The sequence below is a fragment of the Arthrobacter sp. UYEF36 genome, from assembly GCF_040547025.1.
Taxonomy (GTDB): Bacteria; Actinomycetota; Actinomycetes; order Actinomycetales; family Micrococcaceae; genus Arthrobacter.
Map to the genome: position 1 here is coordinate 582554 of NZ_JBEPOX010000001.1, position 17203 is coordinate 599756.

Below are 17203 nucleotides of genomic sequence, written 5' to 3' on the forward strand. Positions count from 1 at the left end.
CGGTCAGCGCATCTCTCATTCAGGGCCGCTTGAGGCTGCAGCCGGGATGGCCGGACTCGCTGTGGACCCAGAGGGCGGAGGCGACTTCCTCGGCGAGGTCGAACTCGTGCCGGGCCGCACCGGATCCGATCCGCACCACCAGGGCGCCGCCGAACGGCTTGCGGCCCACGACCTCCACCTCCGCGTCCAGATCAATCGCCTCGGCGGAAAGGTAGCGCAGCAATTCAGGGTTCTCGTCGCTGATGCGGGTGATCCGGCCCTTGTGCCCGTCATCGAGATCGCTCATCCGGTGGGCAGCGGGCATCAGGACGGAACCGTCCGCGGCCGGGATCGGATCGCCGTGCGGGTCCCGCACCGGGTTCCCGAGCTTTGCTGCCATCCGGTCGATAAAAGTGTCCGAGACGGCGTGCTCCAGGAGCTCGGCCTCGTCGTGGACCTCGTCCCAGCGATAGCCGAGCTCACGGACCAGGAAGGTTTCGATGAGCCGGTGCCGCCGGACCATGGACAACGCCAGCCGGACGCCGTCGGCCGTCAGCGTGATGGCACTGTAGGGCTGGTGGTCCACGAGGCCCTGGTCCTTGAGCTTGCGCACCATTTCGGAGACCGAGGAGTTGGCGACGCCGAGCCGTTGGGCCAGCTGGGTGGAGGTGATGGGCTTGTCCTGCCACTCCGTAAAGGAGTAGATGACCTTGACGTAGTCCTCGATCGAGGAGGAGGGCAGACTGGTCTTCACAGTTTCCAGCCTACCGTCAGGCGGCGCCGGAGACGGTCAGGCCCGGACGGCCCGCCAGCTCTGCGTCAGGTAGGGGAGCGGAAGGACTTCGCCGGGGTGGTGGCCAAGGTGCCCGTGCAGGTACCAGTCGAGGTTGCCCAGGACCTTGGCCCGGGTCGTTTCGCTGGCGGCCAGGTAGTAGCTGCGGGACTTCGTCAGCTCCATGATGTCGGCGGTCCGCACCGGATCTTCCCAGCGGGTGAGGTGGCTCTCCAGTCCCGTGAATTCCGGGCCAAGGGGCGGTGTGAAGTGCGGTTTGTGCACATCGCCGGCGTGCATGATGCGCGAGAGGCGGTGCACCCAGGGAACGGACGTGTCCAGCTGGTTCCAGATCAGCCCCAGCACCCCGTGGGGGCGGAGGATCCGTGCGATCTCCGTGCTGGCCAGGAGCGGATCGCACCAGTGCCAGGCCTGGGCGACGGTGACGAGGTCGAACGCCCCCGCGGGCAGCCCGGTGTGCTCGGCGGTACCCTCGACGGCGGTGACGCCCGGAAGCGTCCGGCGCAGCTGTTCCAGCATGTCGGCGGACGGGTCCACCGCGACCGTGTGCAGGCCGCGCACGGCCAGCAGCGCGGTGAACTTCCCGGTTCCGGCGCCGAGGTCCGCGGCGTCCCTGGCGCCCCGGGGGACCAGCCAGTCAGCCGAGTCGTCGGGGTACCCGGGACGGACGCGTTCATATTGTTCCCCGCCGTCCTGGAAACTCTGCCCCAGCTCCTGGCGCCGTTCCTGATGCAGTTTGGGTCCGCCGCGTGCCACGTGCGATCTCCTTCGGCAGGTCCGGATGGTACCTTTCGAATTTACCGCACGCGGCAGGGTCGGTGATTCCCGGCCGGGACAGCGGACTCCCCGGCGGGGGAGCTGTCAGTCCTGCGTGCAGGGGGCAGCGCCGGCGGTGCCGGGCGTGTTGGGGGCCCAGTGCGGGTAGCTGCGGGTGTCGTTGGACGGCACCCAGCGTCCGGCGTCCACGACATAGTCCCAGCCGAGGCCGGTCCGGCGCAGTTCCTGGAGGGCGGCGAGAAGGCGCTGGGCGTCCTCCAGCCGGGACCCCACACCGAAACTGGCCCGCAGCGAGCCCGAAGGGAGCCCGAGCCGCCGGAGCAGTGGGTGCGCGCAGAAGCGGCCGTCGCGCAGCCCGATGCCGTGTTCGGCCGACAGGTACGCAGCAACCAGTCCCGCGTCGTAGCCTTCCACCGAGAAGTTGACGACGCCGATCGTGCCGGTGCCGGTACCGGCGGCGTTGCCCGGCCCGGCGCCCGCCGGAGAGCCGAAGGAGGCACTGTCCGAGAAGATTTGGTGGACCGTCACACCGTCAATCCGGCTAAGGCCCTCGACGAGGAAGGACCGGATGGCGTTTTCGTGCGCGTGCCACTGGTCCACGTCCAGATCGGCGATCACCTGGGTGGCCCGGGCCAGGGCCGCGGCGCCGAGGACGTTGGGGGAGCCGCCTTCATGCCGGGCCGGGCCGGTGGTCCAGCTGACGCTGTCAATCCTGGCGTCCTGCACGGCTCCGCCGCCGGCCAGATGCGGGGTGCCGGCGTCGAGCCAGTCGGGCCGGCCGATCAGAACCCCGGCGCCGAACGGTGCGTAGAGCTTGTGCCCGGAGAAGGCGAGGTAGTCGACGTCGTCCGCGGCGATGTCGATCCGCCGGTGGGGTGCCAGCTGGGCGGCGTCCACGACGATCCTGGCGCCGTAGTCGTGGGCCAGGGCGGCCAGGGCCCGGATCGGCAGGATCTCGCCGGTGACGTTGGAGGCGCCGGTCACGGCGAGCAGGCTGACGCCGCCGTGGGCGAGTTCCGCGCGGAGCAGTTCCAGCGTGGCGGCGAGGGTGGGGGCAGCGATGACGCTGCGGTGCGGGACGCGCTGCCACGGCAGCAGGTTGGCGTGGTGCTCGATGTCGAGGTACAGCACCTCGCCGGTGTGCACACCGTCGACGGCGGGCAGGCAGCCGGCCAGCAGGTTCAGGGAATCGGTGGTGTTCCGGGTGAAGATCACCGCATCGTCCGGCCGGCCGCCCACGAATTCCCGGACAATGGTGCGGGCGTTCTCGTAGACCGAGGTGCTGATCTGCGAGGCGTAGCCGGCGCCGCGGTGGACGCTGGCGTAGTAAGGCAGGATCTCGTTGAGGTAGGCCGAGACCACGGACAGGGCAGGGGCCGAGGCGCCGTAGTCCAGGTTGGCGTAGCGGACGTGGCCGCCTTGGATGAGCGGTGCCTGGATCTCGGCGCCGGTCACGGCGGCCAGCGGCCGTCGGGCAACGGCGAACCGCGCATCGGGACGGGCCGGGCTGGCGCCGGTCTGAAAGTCAGGGGTGGCAGGAATGGTGGCAGTCGTCATGGGACCTCGCTCGAAAAGGACCCCACACACCGGGGATCCGCGCTTGCCGGGTCCGTTCCGGACCGGCCAGGTCGTCACCCGGGGCACCCCACCGCGAATGGAGGGTTGCCGGCCAGCAAACCGGGGTTTAGCGCTGGCACTCGTGACCTGCTCCGAGCCTAGGACATGCCTGCCGCCGCAGAAAAGGCGGGGCATGAATGTGAAGTGCTTTGTTACGCGATGCCGCCGGAAACTGCAGAACGCCGCCGGAAAAGTCTAGAGCAGGTCGTCCAGGCCCGGGTTGAGGCGCTTGAGAACCTCCGAGTGCAGGATGGAGTTGGTGGCGAGGGCGTTGCCGCCGAACGGGCCGTCTTCGCCTTCGAGGGAGGTGAAGCGTCCCCCGGCCTCCGTGACGATCGGGACCAGCGCGGCCATGTCGTAGAGGTTCAGTTCGGGCTCGCTGGCGATGTCGACGGCACCTTCGGCCACGAGGCAGTAGGACCAGAAGTCGCCGTACGCGCGGGTGCGCCAGACCTTCTCGGTGAGGTCAAGGAACTCGTCGAGGTTGCCGCGCTGCTTCCAGCCGCCCAGGCTGGAATAGGACAGGGAGGCGTCCGAGAGCTTGGAGACGTTGGAGACTTTCAGCCGGGTGGCGGCAGCCAGCGAACGGCCCATATAGGCGCCGGCGCCCTTGGCGGCCCACCAGCGCTTGCCCAGCGCCGGGGCGCTGACGACGCCGACGACCGGCTCGCCCTCGTCGACGAGGGCAATCAGCGTGGCCCAGACCGGCACGCCGCGGACGAAGTTCTTGGTCCCGTCAATCGGGTCGATGATCCACCGGCGGGAGCCATGGCCGGAACTGCCAAACTCCTCGCCGAGGACGGCGTCGCGCGGACGGGAGCGGGAGAGTTGGCCGCGGATGGCCTCCTCGACCGATTTGTCGGCGTCGGTTACCGGCGTCAGGTCCGGCTTCGTCTCAATCCGAAGGTCGAGTGCCTTGAAGCGGCTCATGGTCTGGGAATCTACGGAATCTGCCAGTACATGGGCAAGGCGCAGGTCATCGTTGTAGCTCGAAGCGGGTTGACTCATGGTTCCAAACTACCGCCAAAGCGGGCTGCGGGGCGGGAGGCCACGGGCCTGCGCCGCCGGATGCGGCCGGGCACGGGGCGGCTGACGGCCGGGGAGCTAGGAGACGGTGCCCAGTTCCTTGACGTCCTGGGCTTCCATCCGCGGGTCGGTGCCCAGCAGGCGGCGGAGCGAGGCGAGCCGGGCGGGGCCGGACTCGCCGGCATGGCCGGCGGCCACCCAGGCGTCCACCCCGCAGTTGACGGCGCTGGAATCGTGCTTGCAGCCCCGCTCGCAGTCGTCGGTGCCGGGCTCGAGATCCGGGAAGGAGCGCAGGATCCGGTCGGGGTCCACGTGGGCCAGGCCAAAGGAGCGGATGCCGGGGGTGTCGATGATCCAGCTGCCCGGCGGCGCATCGTTGACTTTGAGGGCCAGCGCGGAGGAGGAGGTGTGGCGGCCCCGCCCGGTCACGGCGTTGACGCCGCCGGTGGCGCGCTCCGCGCCGGTCAGTGCGTTGACCATGGTGGACTTGCCCACCCCGGAGTGGCCCAGCATGACGGTGACCTTCCCGTCGAGGTGGGCGCGCAGCTGGGAGACGGCGTCCTTGTCCAGCCGGGCGGAAAGCCCGTCGTCCGAGCGGGCATCGATGCCGGAGGCGGCGGAGTCCGCCGTCTTGGAGATGATCACCGGGAAGGCAAGGTGCTGGTAGTTGGAGAGGAGTTCCGCGGGATCCTTGACGTCGGCCTTGGTGACGAGCAGCAACGGCTCGATTCCGGCGTCGTACGCGGCCACGAGGGCCCGGTCGATGAACCCGGTCCGGGGCTCCGGATTGGCGGCCGCCACCACAATCACCAGCGTGTCGGCATTGGCGACGACGGCGCGCTCGATCGGGTCCGTGTCGTCGGCGCTGCGCCGCAGCAGGGTCCTGCGGTCCTGGATCTTGACCAGCCGGGCCAGGGTGTCGGATTCGCCACTGACGTCCCCGACGAGGGAGACGAAGTCGCCAGCGACGACGGGGTTGCGGCGCAGTTCCCGGGCCCGGGCTGCGATGATCTTTCGTTCTTCGGGGGTGCCTTCGGCGACGACGGCCGTGTACCGTCCGCGGTCAACGGTGATGATCCGCCCCGTGACGGCGTCGTCGTAGGCGGGCCGGTCCTTGGTGCGGGGCCGGGTGCCCTTTTTGTTGGGGCGGATCCGGACGTCGGATTCGTCCCAGGAGTCAGTGCTGCGTGCCACCGGAGGCGTCCTTCTTTGCGGGGGCTGCGCTTCCGGCGGTGCCCTGGGCGAGCATGGACTCCCACAACTGCGGGAAGTCCGGCATCGTCTTGGCGGTGGTCGCAATGTCCTCGACTTCGATGCCGGGAACGGCCAGGCCCAGGATGGCGCCTGCGGTGGCCATACGGTGGTCGGCGTAGCTGTGGACGACACCGCCGTGCAGCGGTGCGGGCCGGATGATGAGGCCGTCGGAGGTCTCCTCGGCGTCGCCGCCCAGGCGGTTGATCTCTGCGACGAGAGCGGCCAGCCGGTCTGTTTCGTGCCCGCGGAGATGCGCGATGCCGCTCAGCCGGGAGGGTCCGCTGGCCAGGGCGCACAGTGCTGCGACTGTGGGGGCGAGTTCGCTGGTCTCGTCGAAGTCCGCTCCCTTGATCTCCGGGCCGCCGGTGACGGCCAGGGTGCCGTCCGTGAGCGTCACCGTGGCCCCCATCGTCGTGAGGATACTGCGCCACAGATCGCCGACCTGGGTGGTCTCGGCCGGCCAGTTGGGGATGCGGACTGTGCCGCGGGTGGCGAGGGCCGCCGCCAGGAATGGGCCCGCGTTGGAGAGGTCCTGTTCGATCCTGAGGTCAAAGGCGCGGATGGGCCCGGGGGAGACAATCCAGTGGTTCGGGCGGGAATCGTCCACGGCGACCCCGGCTCCGCGGAGTACGGCAACTGTCATGTTGATGTGGTCCAGGCTGGGGACGGGCTTCCCGGCGTGGTCCTGGTTCTGATGCTCAAGGTGCAGTCCCTCGGTGAAGCGGGCACCGGTCAGGAGCAGCGCGGACACAAACTGCGAGGAAGCGCTGGCATCGATGACGAGGTGGCCGCCCCGCACGTCGCCGGTACCGGCGACGGCGAACGGCAGCGAGGAGGCGGGACCGCCGTCGGGCGCGGTGACGGCGACGCCCAGCCCGGTGAGCGCCTCGATGATCGGCCCCATCGGGCGGTTGCGCGCGTGCGGATCGCCGTCGAACAGTGTCACTCCCCGGCGCAGAGCCGCGACGGGCGGGACGAACCTCATGACCGTCCCGGCCAGTCCGCAGTCGATGCCGGTCGGGGACCCGGCGGCGTCCTGGCTGATGGGCGTGATGGCCAGGTCGGGACCAAAGTCGCCGTCCCCCGGAACCTCCGTGATGGTGGCCCCGAGTTGCCGCAGTGCCTCGATCATGAGCGCGGAGTCCCGGGAATGCAGCGGGGCCCGCAACCGCGAGGGTCCATCGGCGAGGGCGGCCAGCACAAGGTAGCGGTTGGTCAGGGATTTGGATCCCGGAACGGTAACCGTTGCGTCGAGCGGCTGTTCGGCGAACGGCGCCCGCCAGAGCGGTGCGCCCGCGGCGGGGACGGAGGGGGCAGCTGCGGTGGGGGTGGTGCCTGTCATTGCTGCTTTAGGCTCCGACGGTGTGGTCTACAGCTTTGCGCACGGCTTTGTCGGCCTTCTTCAGCTGCTTGTTGGTGGTCTTCTTGACGTCGGTGGCGAGGTGGCCGGTGGACTTCTTGACGTCGGCGGCGAAGTGGCCGGCATTCTTCTTGGCGTCCGCGGCGAGGTGCTCGGCCCGCCAGGCCAGGCTGGGCCGGCCGTTCGTGTCGACGGCAGCCAGCAGCACGCCTCCGGTCAGCGAGACGTTCTTGAGCAGCTGCTTGCGGCGGGCGTCGCGGCCCTCCTTGGAGGTGATGTCGGCGCTGCGCCATTCAACGTAGCCGTTGAGTGCGGAGATGACGGCAAGGACCGTGGCGGCGAGGCGCGCTGACTTGCCCAGCGCGAAGAGCACGCCTGCTCCGACCTGGGTTCCGCCGATAACGCGGGCCAGCACCTTTTCGTTGGTCTGGAACGGCAGGGATTCAGCCGCACGGCGCAGCAGGGGTGAGAGCTGCGTGGCCGTATCATCCGCGTTCTTGAGCTTGTCCATGCCTGCAAGGACGAAACTGGAGGCGAGCATGGGCCGGGCGAGAAAGCGGACAAAGGACATGAATTTCCTCCTGGATGAACGAACCGCGGAATCGATGCGGGGGAACCGGTTCTAGTCTTGCACTTTTGCGGAATATTTGCCCGCCGGGCGGGGTTGTGAATGAAAGATCCCGGCCGCCGTTGTGCGGCTGGACGATGACCTGAAGATGAGCGGGAAGGCGGAGATTTGATTCTGGTGAAGGACGCCCATGTGGCGGCAGACCCGGCGGAATTGTGGACGATGGCCCTGCAGGAACGAACCAGCCCGGCAGTTTCGGCGGCTCCGGGCGCCCGCCGCAACGTGACAGTAGACTGGGACGCAATGAGCACCATGGATCCGGCCGTTGCGGCCATGCACGAGGTCGCCGGAAACGGCGCCACGCCCGCGAAGTCACCTGCTGCCGGCCCCGCCGGCGCAATCCCCGAACCTGCCCCGGAAACTGGAACGGCGCCCGCGTCCGGCTCCGCCGCAGGGACTGAGGCACCAGGGGCAGACGGCGCGGCGACAGCTGCCGTGCAGGATGCTGCCGCCCGGGAGACGATCGTGGACGGGCAGGCCCTGGACGTGGCGACGGAAACCACGGAGGAGCGCCGGGTACGTTTTGAACGCGACGCGATGCAATACGTTGACCAGCTGTACTCCGCGGCCATGCGAATGGCCAGGAATCCCGCTGATGCCGAGGACCTGGTCCAGGAGGCGTATACGAAGGCGTTTTCCGCGTTCCACCAGTACAAGCCGGGCACCAACCTCAAAGCCTGGCTGTACCGCATCCTGACGAACACCTACATCAACCTTTACCGCAAACGGCAACGCGAGCCGCTGCAGTCGAACTCGGACACCATCGAGGACTGGCAGCTCGCCCGGGCCGAGTCGCACACCTCGTCCGGACTCCGATCGGCGGAGGCCGAGGCGCTGGACCACCTGCCGGACTCCGACGTGAAGCGCGCCCTGCAGGCCATTCCCGAGGAATTCCGGCTGGCGGTCTACTTCGCCGACGTCGAGGGATTCGCGTACAAGGAAATTTCAGACATCATGAACACCCCGATCGGGACCGTGATGTCCCGCCTGCACCGGGGCCGGAAGATGCTGCGGGACATGCTCGCCGACTACGCCGCCGAGCGGGGATTCAGGGCCGCCGATGCCACAGCGGCGGCCGGAAGCAACAAACAGGAGAACAGGAAATGAGCGACTGCCAGGGACTGGGCGATTGCGACGACGCCCGGATGCAACGTATCTACGAGTATCTGGATGGTGCCCTCACGCACGATGACATCGCCGAGATCAAGGACCACCTGGACGGGTGCCCGGAATGCTTTGAGCAGTACGACCTCGAATGTGTCATCCGCGTCATGGTGAAGCGCTCCTGCACCGAGGCTGCCCCGGAGAATCTCAAGAACTCGATCCTGGACCGGATTCACTCCAGCTCGGTCGAGGCCTGACCCGGGGACACCGCGGCGTCACGCCAGACAAAAACGAATGACCCCGGATACCGTGAGGTTTCCGGGGTCATTCGTTTAAAGCTGTCATTCCAAGCTTTGCTTAGGTGTTGGGGCGCTTGCCGTGGTTCGCGCCGCCACGCTTACGGTCACGACGTTTACGTGCACGCTTGCTCATAGCTGGCCTCCTTAATTTCTGGTACTCAAAAGAGCTGCCCTCAAGTCTCCCACATCAGGGCACCCGCCGCGAACCGGCGGGGCGGGCATCGTCCCAGGGGGACAAACCCACCGCGAATCAGTCCAGGGAGTTGCGAATGGAGATCCGTGCCTGGTCCAGCACCGTCTTGACCGTCTCCAGCGTCACGGAAGTAATCGGATGCCGGCCGCCGTGCCGGCGCAGTTCCACGCGGATGTCATCGCGGAACGCCTGCACCAGCATCTCCGCTTCACGCAGCCGGCTGTCGCCCTCCTGCGAGTAGCGCTGGCCCGCGAGTGAGGCGACAGTGGATCCGGCCGCGCGCGCCGAGGAACGCGCGGCCTCGGCCGTGGCGGCCAGATCGGCCCGCAGACCCCGCATGTTGGCCTTGATGTCGTGCCGCAGGTTGTCCGCGAGCCGCCGGACCGATGCGGAGATGTCGTTTTCGACGTCGGCGAGTTCATCCCGCCGGCTGTTCAGCTCCACGAGCCCGGCCGGGGTGATGCTGTAGTAGGTCCGGCGTCCCTCGGTGTGGGTGGCCACCAGCCCCTCCTCCTCGAGCTTGCCCAGGCGCGGATAGATGGTTCCGGCGCTGGGGGAGTAGGTGCCGCCGAAGCGTGCGCTGAGGGCCTTGATGAGTTCGTAGCCGTGCTTCGGGCCGGACTCCAGCAGCGCGAGCAGATACAGGCGCAGCGCCCCGTGGGCAAAGACCGGAGGCATCAGGGGCCCGTGGTGGTATCAGTGCCGGGCTGGCTGTGGAAAATCGACGTCCTGCCCGAGACGGAGTTGGTGCGGACCAGCATGAGCTGCGCGTCGGGCCCGGCTATGGTCTGCACGGTGCCGCTGGGCTGGTTGTATCTCAGGTCGTCAATCACAACGGCGCCGCTGGCGGACTTGGCAATGATGTCCACGCCGACGTCGTGCGGGAGGCGGATGGTGACATCACCCGAGACCGCGTTGGCGCCGAAGTCCTGGGTAAAGCCGTGCAGGTCGAAGCTCAGGTCCCCGCTGACGGTGTTGGCGCGGATGTGGCTGAAATCGCCGGAGGCTGTGATCTCGCCGGAGACGCTCTTGGCCGTCAGAACGCCGTGGTGGTTGCGTGCGATCACTTCGCCGCTGACGGTGTTGACGGACAGGTCCCCGGAGGTGCCGTCGGCCAGGACGGAACCGGAGACCGTGTTCAGCCGGGTGCGCCCGCTGATCCCGGAGACCATGCCGTCGCCGCTGACCGTGCCGGCCTCAACCTCGACGCCGGCGGGCAGGGCGATGCTGATGACCACCGAGTTGGCGCTGCTGTTATTGACGGTTCCCATGAGGTTCTTGAACCAGCCCTGCGGCCCGTGCAGCTGGTGCCGGACCTCGAGGCGGCCGTCGACGAGGCTGATCGCCAGCGGGTCGCCGTGAACATCGGACACTTCGATCCGGGTGACGGCCTCATCGTGGGCGACGATGTCGAAGCGGCCCCGGACGATGCCAAGTTTGATCGAGCTGACGCCGTCAACGTCGATGGTCTGCGGACCGGTGACGGTCCAGTTGTTCTCTGTCATGGTTCCTCCGGGCAGGGGACACTGCATGCTGATCATTGCGATATATCGTGACTATGGAGTCACGATATATCGCCGGAATCATACAGTCAAGATATATCGCGAAAAGCCCGGGCGCCCGTGGCCTGGCAGGCTATTCCGGGGCGTCGATTTTCAGCCACTGGAACCAGCCGCGGTGCAGAACAAGCCAGGCCATCAGCCCGTAGCCGGCTTGGCCGGGGGTGCCGCCGTTGGCAGCGAGGTCCTGACGCCACTGCTCGTGGTTCAGCAGGGGAGAGAAGGTGTCGACGTAGAGGTGTTTGCGCCGCGTTGTGACGTCGGCGAAAGCGGTGTTGAGCTCGCCGAGCCTGCGGTTCTGGGTCGGGTCCAGGGTCGGCGGCGGGCCGACGACGAAGACCTCGATCTTGTTCTGTGACGCGGAGTCGAGGATGTTGGCGAGGTTGAGCCGGCTGCGGGCCGTGGAGAGCCCAAACTCGACATCGCGTCCGGAGAGCCCGATCACCAGACGGTTCTCGTGGTGGTCGTTGAAGCGCCGGCCGGCTTCCTGGAGCCAGCGTGCGGCCAGGCCTTCCGTGCCTTCCTGCGGGCAGGGGAGGGAATAGCACTCCAGGGAGAGCCCGTCCTGCGGCGTGCGGGCCAGCACCCGCCCCAGCCAGCCCAGTGCGCGGGGATCACCCAGCCCGGCCAGCATTTCATCGCCCACGGCTGCGATCCGCAGCTTTCGATCTTCCACGACTACCTCTTCACTTCAGAGCGTCCATTATCCCGTCCCCACCATCCACGATGGCGCGGAACAAGGCCGATTAAACAACGGTGCCCGGCCGGAGTTGCGTGTGTACATCTCCGGCCGGGCAGCGCTGACCTTACTTACGTGCGAATGCCTGCTTGAGCAGCGCGTCCTGCTCCGCCGCGTGGCGTTTCATCGATCCTGCCGCAGTGGAAGCCGAAGCGGGGCGGGAAACGAGGCGGACCCTGCGGTCCAGGGCGTCCGGAAGGTTGAGGCCGATGAACGGCCACGGCCCCTGGTTGGCGGGCTCGTCCTGTGCCCAGACAACCTCGGCGTTCGGGTACTTGGCAAGCTCGGTGGCGATCTCGGCGGCGGGCAGCGGGTACAGCTGCTCGACCCGGACGATCGCCGTCGTCTTGTCTCCGGTCTTCTGCCGGGTGGACAGCAGGTCGTAGTACAGCCGGCCGGACACCAGCAGGACACGCTCGACGGCGTCGCCCTGCAGCTGCTCGTGCTCGGGGATGACCGTCTGGAAGGTGCCGGTGGTGAAGTCCTCCACCGATGACGCAGCGGCCTTGAGACGGAGCAACTGCTTCGGCGTGAAGATGATCAGCGGCTTGCGCGGCCGGCTGTACGCCTGGCGGCGCAGCAGGTGGAAGTGCGACGCCGAGGTCGTGGGGTTGGCCACGATCATGTTCTGTTCGGCGCACATCTGCAGGAAGCGCTCGATCCGGGCGGACGAGTGGTCCGGTCCCTGGCCTTCGTAGCCGTGCGGCAGCATCAGCACCAGCGATGAGCGCTGGCCCCACTTCTGCTCGGCCGAGGAGATGAACTCATCGATGATGGTCTGCGCGCCGTTGACGAAGTCACCGAACTGCGCCTCCCAGAGCACCAGGGCATCCGGGCGTTCCACCGAGTAGCCGTATTCGAAGCCCATGGCCGCGTATTCGGACAGCAGGGAGTCGTAGATCCACAGCTTCGCCTGGTCCTCGGAGAGGTGGGCCAGGGGCAGCCACTCGTCGCCGTTGGCGCGGTCGTGGAAGACGGCGTGGCGCTGCACGAACGTGCCGCGGCGCGAGTCCTGGCCGGCGAGCCGGACGGGGACGCCTTCCATGATGAGCGAACCGAAAGCGGCCAGCTCGCCGAAGCCCCAGTCGATGCCCCCTTCGCGGGACATCACTTCACGCTTCTCCAGCAGCTGCTTGAGCTTGGCGTGGACCGTGAAGCCGTCGGGGATGTCGACGTGCGCCTTGCCGATGCGCGCCAGGGTCTCGGCGGAGATCGCCGTCGAGGCCGGGGCGCTGATGCCGGAATCGGTCTGCTGGGCCATCGGACGCTCCAGATCGGACACCGCGGCGGAATCCGCCTTGATGATCGGAATCGGGGAGGTCTGCGCGGCGTGGGTCTCGGCGAAGACCCGCTCCAGGCGTTCCTGGTAGTCGCGCAGCAGCTGTTCGGCTTCTTCTTCGGTGATGTCACCGCGGCCGATCAGGGATTCGGTGTACAGCTTGCGGACCGAACGCTTGGCCTCGATCAGGTTGTACATCAGCGGCTGGGTCATGGAGGGGTCGTCGCCCTCATTGTGGCCTCGGCGGCGGTAGCAGACCATGTCGATGACAACGTCCTTGTGGAACCGCTGGCGGAACTCATAGGCGAGCTGTCCGATGCGGACCACAGCTTCCGGGTCATCACCGTTGACGTGGAACACCGGCGCCTGGATCATCTTGGCGACGTCCGTGGAGTAAGTGGACGAACGGGACGACGACGGGGCGGTGGTGAAGCCGACCTGGTTGTTGACCACGACGTGGATGGTGCCGCCGGTGCGGTAGCCGCGCAGCTGGGAGAGGTTCAGCGTTTCCGCCACCACGCCCTGGCCGGCGAAAGCGGCGTCGCCGTGCACCATGATCGGCAGCACGGGGAAGGCTTCGCCCTGGTCGAGGCGGTCCTGCTTGGCGCGGACGATGCCCTCGAGGACGGAGTCCACAGCTTCGAGGTGGGACGGGTTGGCAGCGAGGTAGACCTTGGTCTCCTTGCCGTTGTCCGAGGTGAAGGTGCCCTCGGTGCCAAGGTGGTACTTCACGTCGCCGGAGCCCTGCACGGAGCGCGGGTCCTGGGTGCCTTCGAATTCGCGGAAGACCTGGGCGTAGGTCTTGCCGGCAATGTTCGTGAGCACGTTGAGCCGGCCGCGGTGGGCCATGCCGATCGCCACTTCGTCGAGTTCGTCGTCGGCCGCATCGGAGATGATGGCGTCCAGCAGCGGGATCAGGGACTCGCCGCCCTCAAGCGAGAAGCGTTTCTGGCCGACGAACTTCGTCTGCAGGAAGGTCTCGAAGGCCTCGGCCGCGTTGAGCTTGGAGACGATGCGGAGCTGCTCGTCACGGCTCGGCTTGGAGTACGGGTGCTCGATCTGGTCCTGGAACCACTTGCGTTCTTCCGGGTCCTGGATGTGCATGTATTCAATGCCAGTGGTGCGGCAGTAGGCATCGCGGAGCACGCCGAGGATGTCGCGGAAGGCGAGCATCGGCTTTCCGCCGAAGCCGCCCGTGGGCCACTCGCGGTCCAGGTCCCACAGCGTAAGGCCGTAGGTGAGGACGTCGAGGTCCGGGTGCTTGCGCTGGACGTACTCGAGCGGATCGGTGTCCGCCATGAGGTGGCCGCGGACCCGGTAGGCGTGGATGAGCTGCTGGATCCGGGCGACCTTGTTGATCTCGTCGGCCGGGTCCACCTGCAGGTCCGGGCTCCAGCGCACGGGCTCGTACGGGATGCGCAGGGACTCGAAGATCTCATCGTAGAAGTTCTGCGCGCCCAGCAGGAGCTGGTGCACGAGCTTCAGGAACTCTCCGCTGCCGGCACCCTGAATGACGCGGTGGTCGTAGGTGGAGGTCAGGGTGAGGACCTTGCTGATGGCGTTGTGCGCGATGATCTTGGCGCTGGCCCCCTGGAATTCTGCCGGGTAGTCCAGTGCGCCGACGCCGATGATGGCGGCCTGGCCCTTGGACAGGCGCGGCACCGAGTGCACGGTTCCGATACCGCCGGGGTTGGTCAGCGAGACCGTGGTTCCGGAGTGGTCGTCGGCGGTCAGCTTGCCGGCGCGGGCACGCTTGATCAGGTCCTCGTAGGTGTGCCAGAACTCGGAGAAGTTGAGGGTCTCCGCCTTCTTGATGTTGGGCACCATCAGCAGGCGGGAGCCGTCGGGCTTCGGCATGTCGATGGCGATGCCGAAGTTCACGTGCGCCGGCTGGACCGCGACAGGCTTGCCGTCGACCTCGTCGTAGTAGACGTTCATCGACGGGAACTGGGCCAGGGCGCGGATGACGGCGTAGCCGATCAGGTGTGTGAAGGACACCTTGCCGCCGCGGGCACGGGCCAGGTTGGAGTTGATGACTACGCGGTTGTCGATCAGCAGCTTCGCCGGGATCGCCCGCACGCTGGTGGCGGTCGGGACCTCCAGGCTCGTGATCATGTTGGTGGCGATGGCCTTGGCCGGGCCGCGGAGGACGGACACAACATCTTCCTCGGGGGCGGTCGGGGCCTTGATGTTCTTGGGGAGCTGGGCCGGGATCGGTGCCGTGCCGGGGCCGGCTTCCGAGGTCTTGGAGCCGTCGCGGGCCACGGTGGCCGGGGCCTTCTTCGCCGCGGCGGGGGCAGCGGCAGGCGCGGCGGGGGCAGCGGCAGGGGCGGGCGCGGCCGGCTGCGTTGCCGTCGCGGCAGCCGGGGCTACTACGGGAAGTTCGCGGGTGGCGGGGTGCGCAACTGTCGCTGCGCCTGAGGCTCCGTTGGTGGAAGAACTGTCGCCGGCATCGAAGGATTCGAACAGGGGCCACCATTTGGCATCCACCGTGTTCTTGTCCTGCTGATACCGCTCGTACAGTTCGTCAACGAGCCACTCGTTTCCGCCAAATTCCTCTGGTAGACGGTGGCTAGGCTGCTCTGGCACTTGAATTACGCCTCTTCCATGAGTTTGATTCCCACTGGTTTCACGGTGCCGTAGCACGCCAATTGAACCAGTCTCCGCGTCCAGTGAACCCAGACCCATGCCAGTCTAGTGACGATTCTTGCCAAACCGCCAATAAGGGTGACTCAAATCATCAAGTCGTCTCAACGCGCCGTCACGGCACCCCATTTGGCAGTCCGGAGGCCGGCCGGAGCGGCCGCCCGGACAGGTGCCGGACAGGTGCCGGCCAGACGCCGGGCGGTGGCCGGCACCTGCGGGAAGCCTCGCTAGAATCACACTGAGAACCCGTTGAGCACCGGAATGCCTATTTAAGGAGCAACCGTGCGTTTCCTGACCGATCCCACCACCGACCTGACCTATTCGGACCTCTTCCTTGTTCCGTCCCGTTCCGATGTCACCTCCCGGCTGGATGTGGACCTGGCGGCGGACGACGGGACAGGCTCCGCCATTCCCCTCGTCGCGGCCAACATGACGGCGGTGACCGGCAAGCGGATGGCCGAGACCATGGCCCGGCGCGGCGGGCTGGCGGTCCTGCCGCAGGACGTGCCGCTGGACGTGATCCGGGACGTCACCGCCTGGATCAAGGCCCGCCACAGCGTCCTGGAAACCCCGGTCACGCTGTCTCCGGCCGACACGGTCATTGATGCCCTGCACCTGATGGGCAAGCGTCCGCACGGGGCGATCATGGTCGTGGATGACTCGGGTGCCGTGACCGGCGTCGTCCGGGCCTCGGACTGTGAGGGCCAGGACCGGTTTGCCTCGCTCGCCTCGGTGATGCGGCACCAGCCGCTGGTACTGGATGCGGCACTGCTGGAAGACTCGCCCGACGGCGGCGGATCGGGCGGCGGATCGGGCGCCGGATCGGGGGCCGGCCTGCGCCGGGCCTTCGACGCGATGGACGCCGCCGGCACCGACTTTGTCCCCGTGCAGCGGGACGGCGTCCTGGCCGGCGTCCTTACGCGGAAGGGTGCCCTGCGCTCCACGCTGTACCGGCCCTCGCTGGACCCTGCCGGCCGGCTTAAGGTGGCCGCCGCCGTCGGAATCAACGGCGATGTCGCCGGGCGTGCCTCGGAACTCCTCGCCGCCGGGGTCAACGTGCTGGTCCTCGACACCGCACACGGCCACCAGCAGAAGATGTTTGACGCCCTGGCCGCGGTGAAGGCCCTCAACCCCGGCGTTCCCGTGGTGGCAGGGAACGTGGTCACAGCGGAGGCGACGCGCGAACTCATCCAGGCCGGCGCGGACATCGTCAAGGTCGGCGTTGGTCCCGGGGCCATGTGCACCACGCGCATGATGACGGCCGTGGGCAGGCCGCAGTTCTCCGCTGTCCTTGAGTGCTCGGCTGCCGCTCGGGCTGCCGGCGGGCGCGTCTGGGCCGACGGCGGAGTCCGCTACCCCCGCGACGTCGCACTGGCCCTGGCCGCCGGCGCCAGCCAGGTGATGATCGGATCCTGGTTCGCCGGCACGCACGAGAGCCCCGGGGATCTGCAGCAGGACGCCGCCGGGCGGCAGTTCAAGGAGAGCTTCGGCATGGCGTCGGCACGCGCCGTGCAGAACCGCAACCAGCGCGAGGGCGCCTTCGAAAAGGACCGCAAGGCCCTCTTCGAGGAAGGCATCTCCACCTCCCGGATGTTCATCGATCCGGCGCGGCCCGGCGTCGAGGACCTGCTGGACATGATCACTGCAGGGCTCCGCAGCTCGATGAGCTATGCCGGCGCTGCGGACCTCGCGCAGTTCCGGGAACGCGCTGTCGCGGGAATCCAGTCCGCGGCCGGGTATGAGGAAGGCCGTCCGGTCCCGCATAGCTGGTGAGCTGCACCGCTGGCGGAAGCGGCCGCCGTCGGGCATCACCTGCGGTGTCACGACGGCGGCCGGCGCCTGGCGCTCCTGTAGACTAAAACTCTTATGGACAGTAAATCTAGGTGCCGGCCTGGGGGCTGTCAGCGGGGAACGGAAACCCTTCCCGCGCAGTCCACCCGACGAGCCGGC

The 17203-nt window shown here is 67.8% G+C and carries 15 protein-coding genes and 1 riboswitch; of the genes, 3 read left to right on the plus strand and 12 right to left on the minus strand.

All coding sequences use genetic code 11. From position 1 onward, the window contains the following. Nucleotides 1–19 precede the first annotated feature (19 nt). From ABIB29_RS02780 to ABIB29_RS02810, 7 genes are all read right to left on the minus strand, one after another. Nucleotides 20–733 carry a metal-dependent transcriptional regulator gene (locus tag ABIB29_RS02780; RefSeq protein WP_354169822.1) on the minus strand — a complete coding sequence of 238 codons (714 nt, stop codon included), beginning with the start codon at nt 731–733 and terminating at the stop codon, nt 20–22. A 36-nt stretch (nt 734–769) separates the two neighbouring features. Then, nucleotides 770–1528, minus strand: a complete 759-nt coding sequence (locus ABIB29_RS02785) for a class I SAM-dependent methyltransferase (RefSeq protein WP_354169824.1) — start codon at nt 1526–1528, stop codon at nt 770–772. A 105-nt stretch (nt 1529–1633) separates the two neighbouring features. After that, entirely contained in the window at nt 1634–3106 is a 1473-nt protein-coding gene (locus ABIB29_RS02790) for an aminotransferase class V-fold PLP-dependent enzyme (RefSeq protein ID WP_354169826.1), read from the minus strand. Nucleotides 3107–3140: 34 nt separating this feature from the next. Beyond that, nucleotides 3141–3254, minus strand: a riboswitch (SAM riboswitch). A 107-nt stretch (nt 3255–3361) separates the two neighbouring features. Next, nucleotides 3362–4174, minus strand: coding sequence for a histidinol-phosphatase (gene hisN / locus ABIB29_RS02795; protein ID WP_354169827.1), 813 nt, complete (start codon nt 4172–4174; stop codon nt 3362–3364). Nucleotides 4175–4270: 96 nt separating this feature from the next. Continuing rightward, nucleotides 4271–5386, minus strand: a complete 1116-nt coding sequence (rsgA, locus tag ABIB29_RS02800) for a ribosome small subunit-dependent GTPase A (protein ID WP_354169829.1) — start codon at nt 5384–5386, stop codon at nt 4271–4273. Next, nucleotides 5370–6788 (minus strand): 3-phosphoshikimate 1-carboxyvinyltransferase, encoded by a 1419-nt coding sequence (gene aroA / locus ABIB29_RS02805; RefSeq protein ID WP_354169831.1) that lies wholly within the window; start codon nt 6786–6788, stop codon nt 5370–5372. Before aroA ends, rsgA begins: the two co-directional genes overlap by 17 nt. Nucleotides 6789–6795: 7 nt before the next feature. Further along, on the minus strand, nt 6796–7377 hold the full coding sequence (locus ABIB29_RS02810; protein ID WP_354169832.1) for a DoxX family protein: 582 nt from the start codon (nt 7375–7377) through the stop codon (nt 6796–6798). A 219-nt stretch (nt 7378–7596) separates the two neighbouring features. Between ABIB29_RS02810 and ABIB29_RS02815 the strand changes: the two genes are divergently transcribed. Further along, entirely contained in the window at nt 7597–8541 is a 945-nt protein-coding gene (locus ABIB29_RS02815) for a sigma-70 family RNA polymerase sigma factor (protein ID WP_502915542.1), read from the plus strand. After that, nucleotides 8538–8795 carry a mycothiol system anti-sigma-R factor gene (gene rsrA / locus ABIB29_RS02820; protein ID WP_354169834.1) on the plus strand — a complete coding sequence of 86 codons (258 nt, stop codon included), beginning with the start codon at nt 8538–8540 and terminating at the stop codon, nt 8793–8795. Before ABIB29_RS02815 ends, rsrA begins: the two co-directional genes overlap by 4 nt. Before the next feature lie 100 nt (nt 8796–8895). On the opposite strand, the gene ABIB29_RS19960 is transcribed toward rsrA, so the two are convergent. The 5 genes from ABIB29_RS19960 to ABIB29_RS02840 form a co-directional block, all read right to left on the minus strand. Further along, nucleotides 8896–8970 (minus strand): 50S ribosomal protein bL37, encoded by a 75-nt coding sequence (locus ABIB29_RS19960; protein ID WP_369299106.1) that lies wholly within the window; start codon nt 8968–8970, stop codon nt 8896–8898. A gap of 117 nt (nt 8971–9087) precedes the next feature. Then, the gene (locus ABIB29_RS02825) at nt 9088–9708 is read right to left on the minus strand and encodes a PadR family transcriptional regulator (RefSeq protein WP_354169836.1); all 621 of its coding nucleotides are present in this window, start codon (nt 9706–9708) and stop codon (nt 9088–9090) included. Then, nucleotides 9708–10535, minus strand: coding sequence for a DUF4097 family beta strand repeat-containing protein (locus ABIB29_RS02830; protein WP_354169838.1), 828 nt, complete (start codon nt 10533–10535; stop codon nt 9708–9710). Before ABIB29_RS02830 ends, ABIB29_RS02825 begins: the two co-directional genes overlap by 1 nt. 130 nt (nt 10536–10665) lie before the next feature. Continuing rightward, the gene (locus ABIB29_RS02835) at nt 10666–11265 is read right to left on the minus strand and encodes a GDSL-type esterase/lipase family protein (protein WP_354169840.1); all 600 of its coding nucleotides are present in this window, start codon (nt 11263–11265) and stop codon (nt 10666–10668) included. Between the two features lie 130 nt (nt 11266–11395). Further along, entirely contained in the window at nt 11396–15196 is a 3801-nt protein-coding gene (locus ABIB29_RS02840) for a multifunctional oxoglutarate decarboxylase/oxoglutarate dehydrogenase thiamine pyrophosphate-binding subunit/dihydrolipoyllysine-residue succinyltransferase subunit (protein ID WP_354169842.1), read from the minus strand. A gap of 339 nt (nt 15197–15535) precedes the next feature. On the opposite strand from ABIB29_RS02840, the gene ABIB29_RS02845 reads away from it, so the two are divergent. After that, nucleotides 15536–17026, plus strand: a complete 1491-nt coding sequence (locus ABIB29_RS02845) for a GuaB1 family IMP dehydrogenase-related protein (protein ID WP_354169844.1) — start codon at nt 15536–15538, stop codon at nt 17024–17026. Nucleotides 17027–17203 lie beyond the last annotated feature (177 nt).

Bases quoted from the DNA above. Each gene is read 5' to 3' on its own strand.
- ABIB29_RS02790 (WP_354169826.1), bottom strand. From the start codon at position 3,106: ATGACGACTGCCACCATTCCTGCCACCCCTGACTTTCAGACCGGCGCC.
- hisN (WP_354169827.1), bottom strand. From the start codon at position 4,174: ATGAGTCAACCCGCTTCGAGCTACAACGATGACCTGCGCCTTGCCCAT.
- aroA (WP_354169831.1), bottom strand. From the start codon at position 6,788: ATGACAGGCACCACCCCCACCGCAGCTGCCCCCTCCGTCCCCGCCGCG.
- ABIB29_RS02810 (WP_354169832.1), bottom strand. From the start codon at position 7,377: ATGTCCTTTGTCCGCTTTCTCGCCCGGCCCATGCTCGCCTCCAGTTTC.
- ABIB29_RS02815 (WP_502915542.1), top strand. From the start codon at position 7,597: ATGGCCCTGCAGGAACGAACCAGCCCGGCAGTTTCGGCGGCTCCGGGC.
- rsrA (WP_354169834.1), top strand. From the start codon at position 8,538: ATGAGCGACTGCCAGGGACTGGGCGATTGCGACGACGCCCGGATGCAA.
- ABIB29_RS02825 (WP_354169836.1), bottom strand. From the start codon at position 9,708: ATGCCTCCGGTCTTTGCCCACGGGGCGCTGCGCCTGTATCTGCTCGCG.
- ABIB29_RS02830 (WP_354169838.1), bottom strand. From the start codon at position 10,535: ATGACAGAGAACAACTGGACCGTCACCGGTCCGCAGACCATCGACGTT.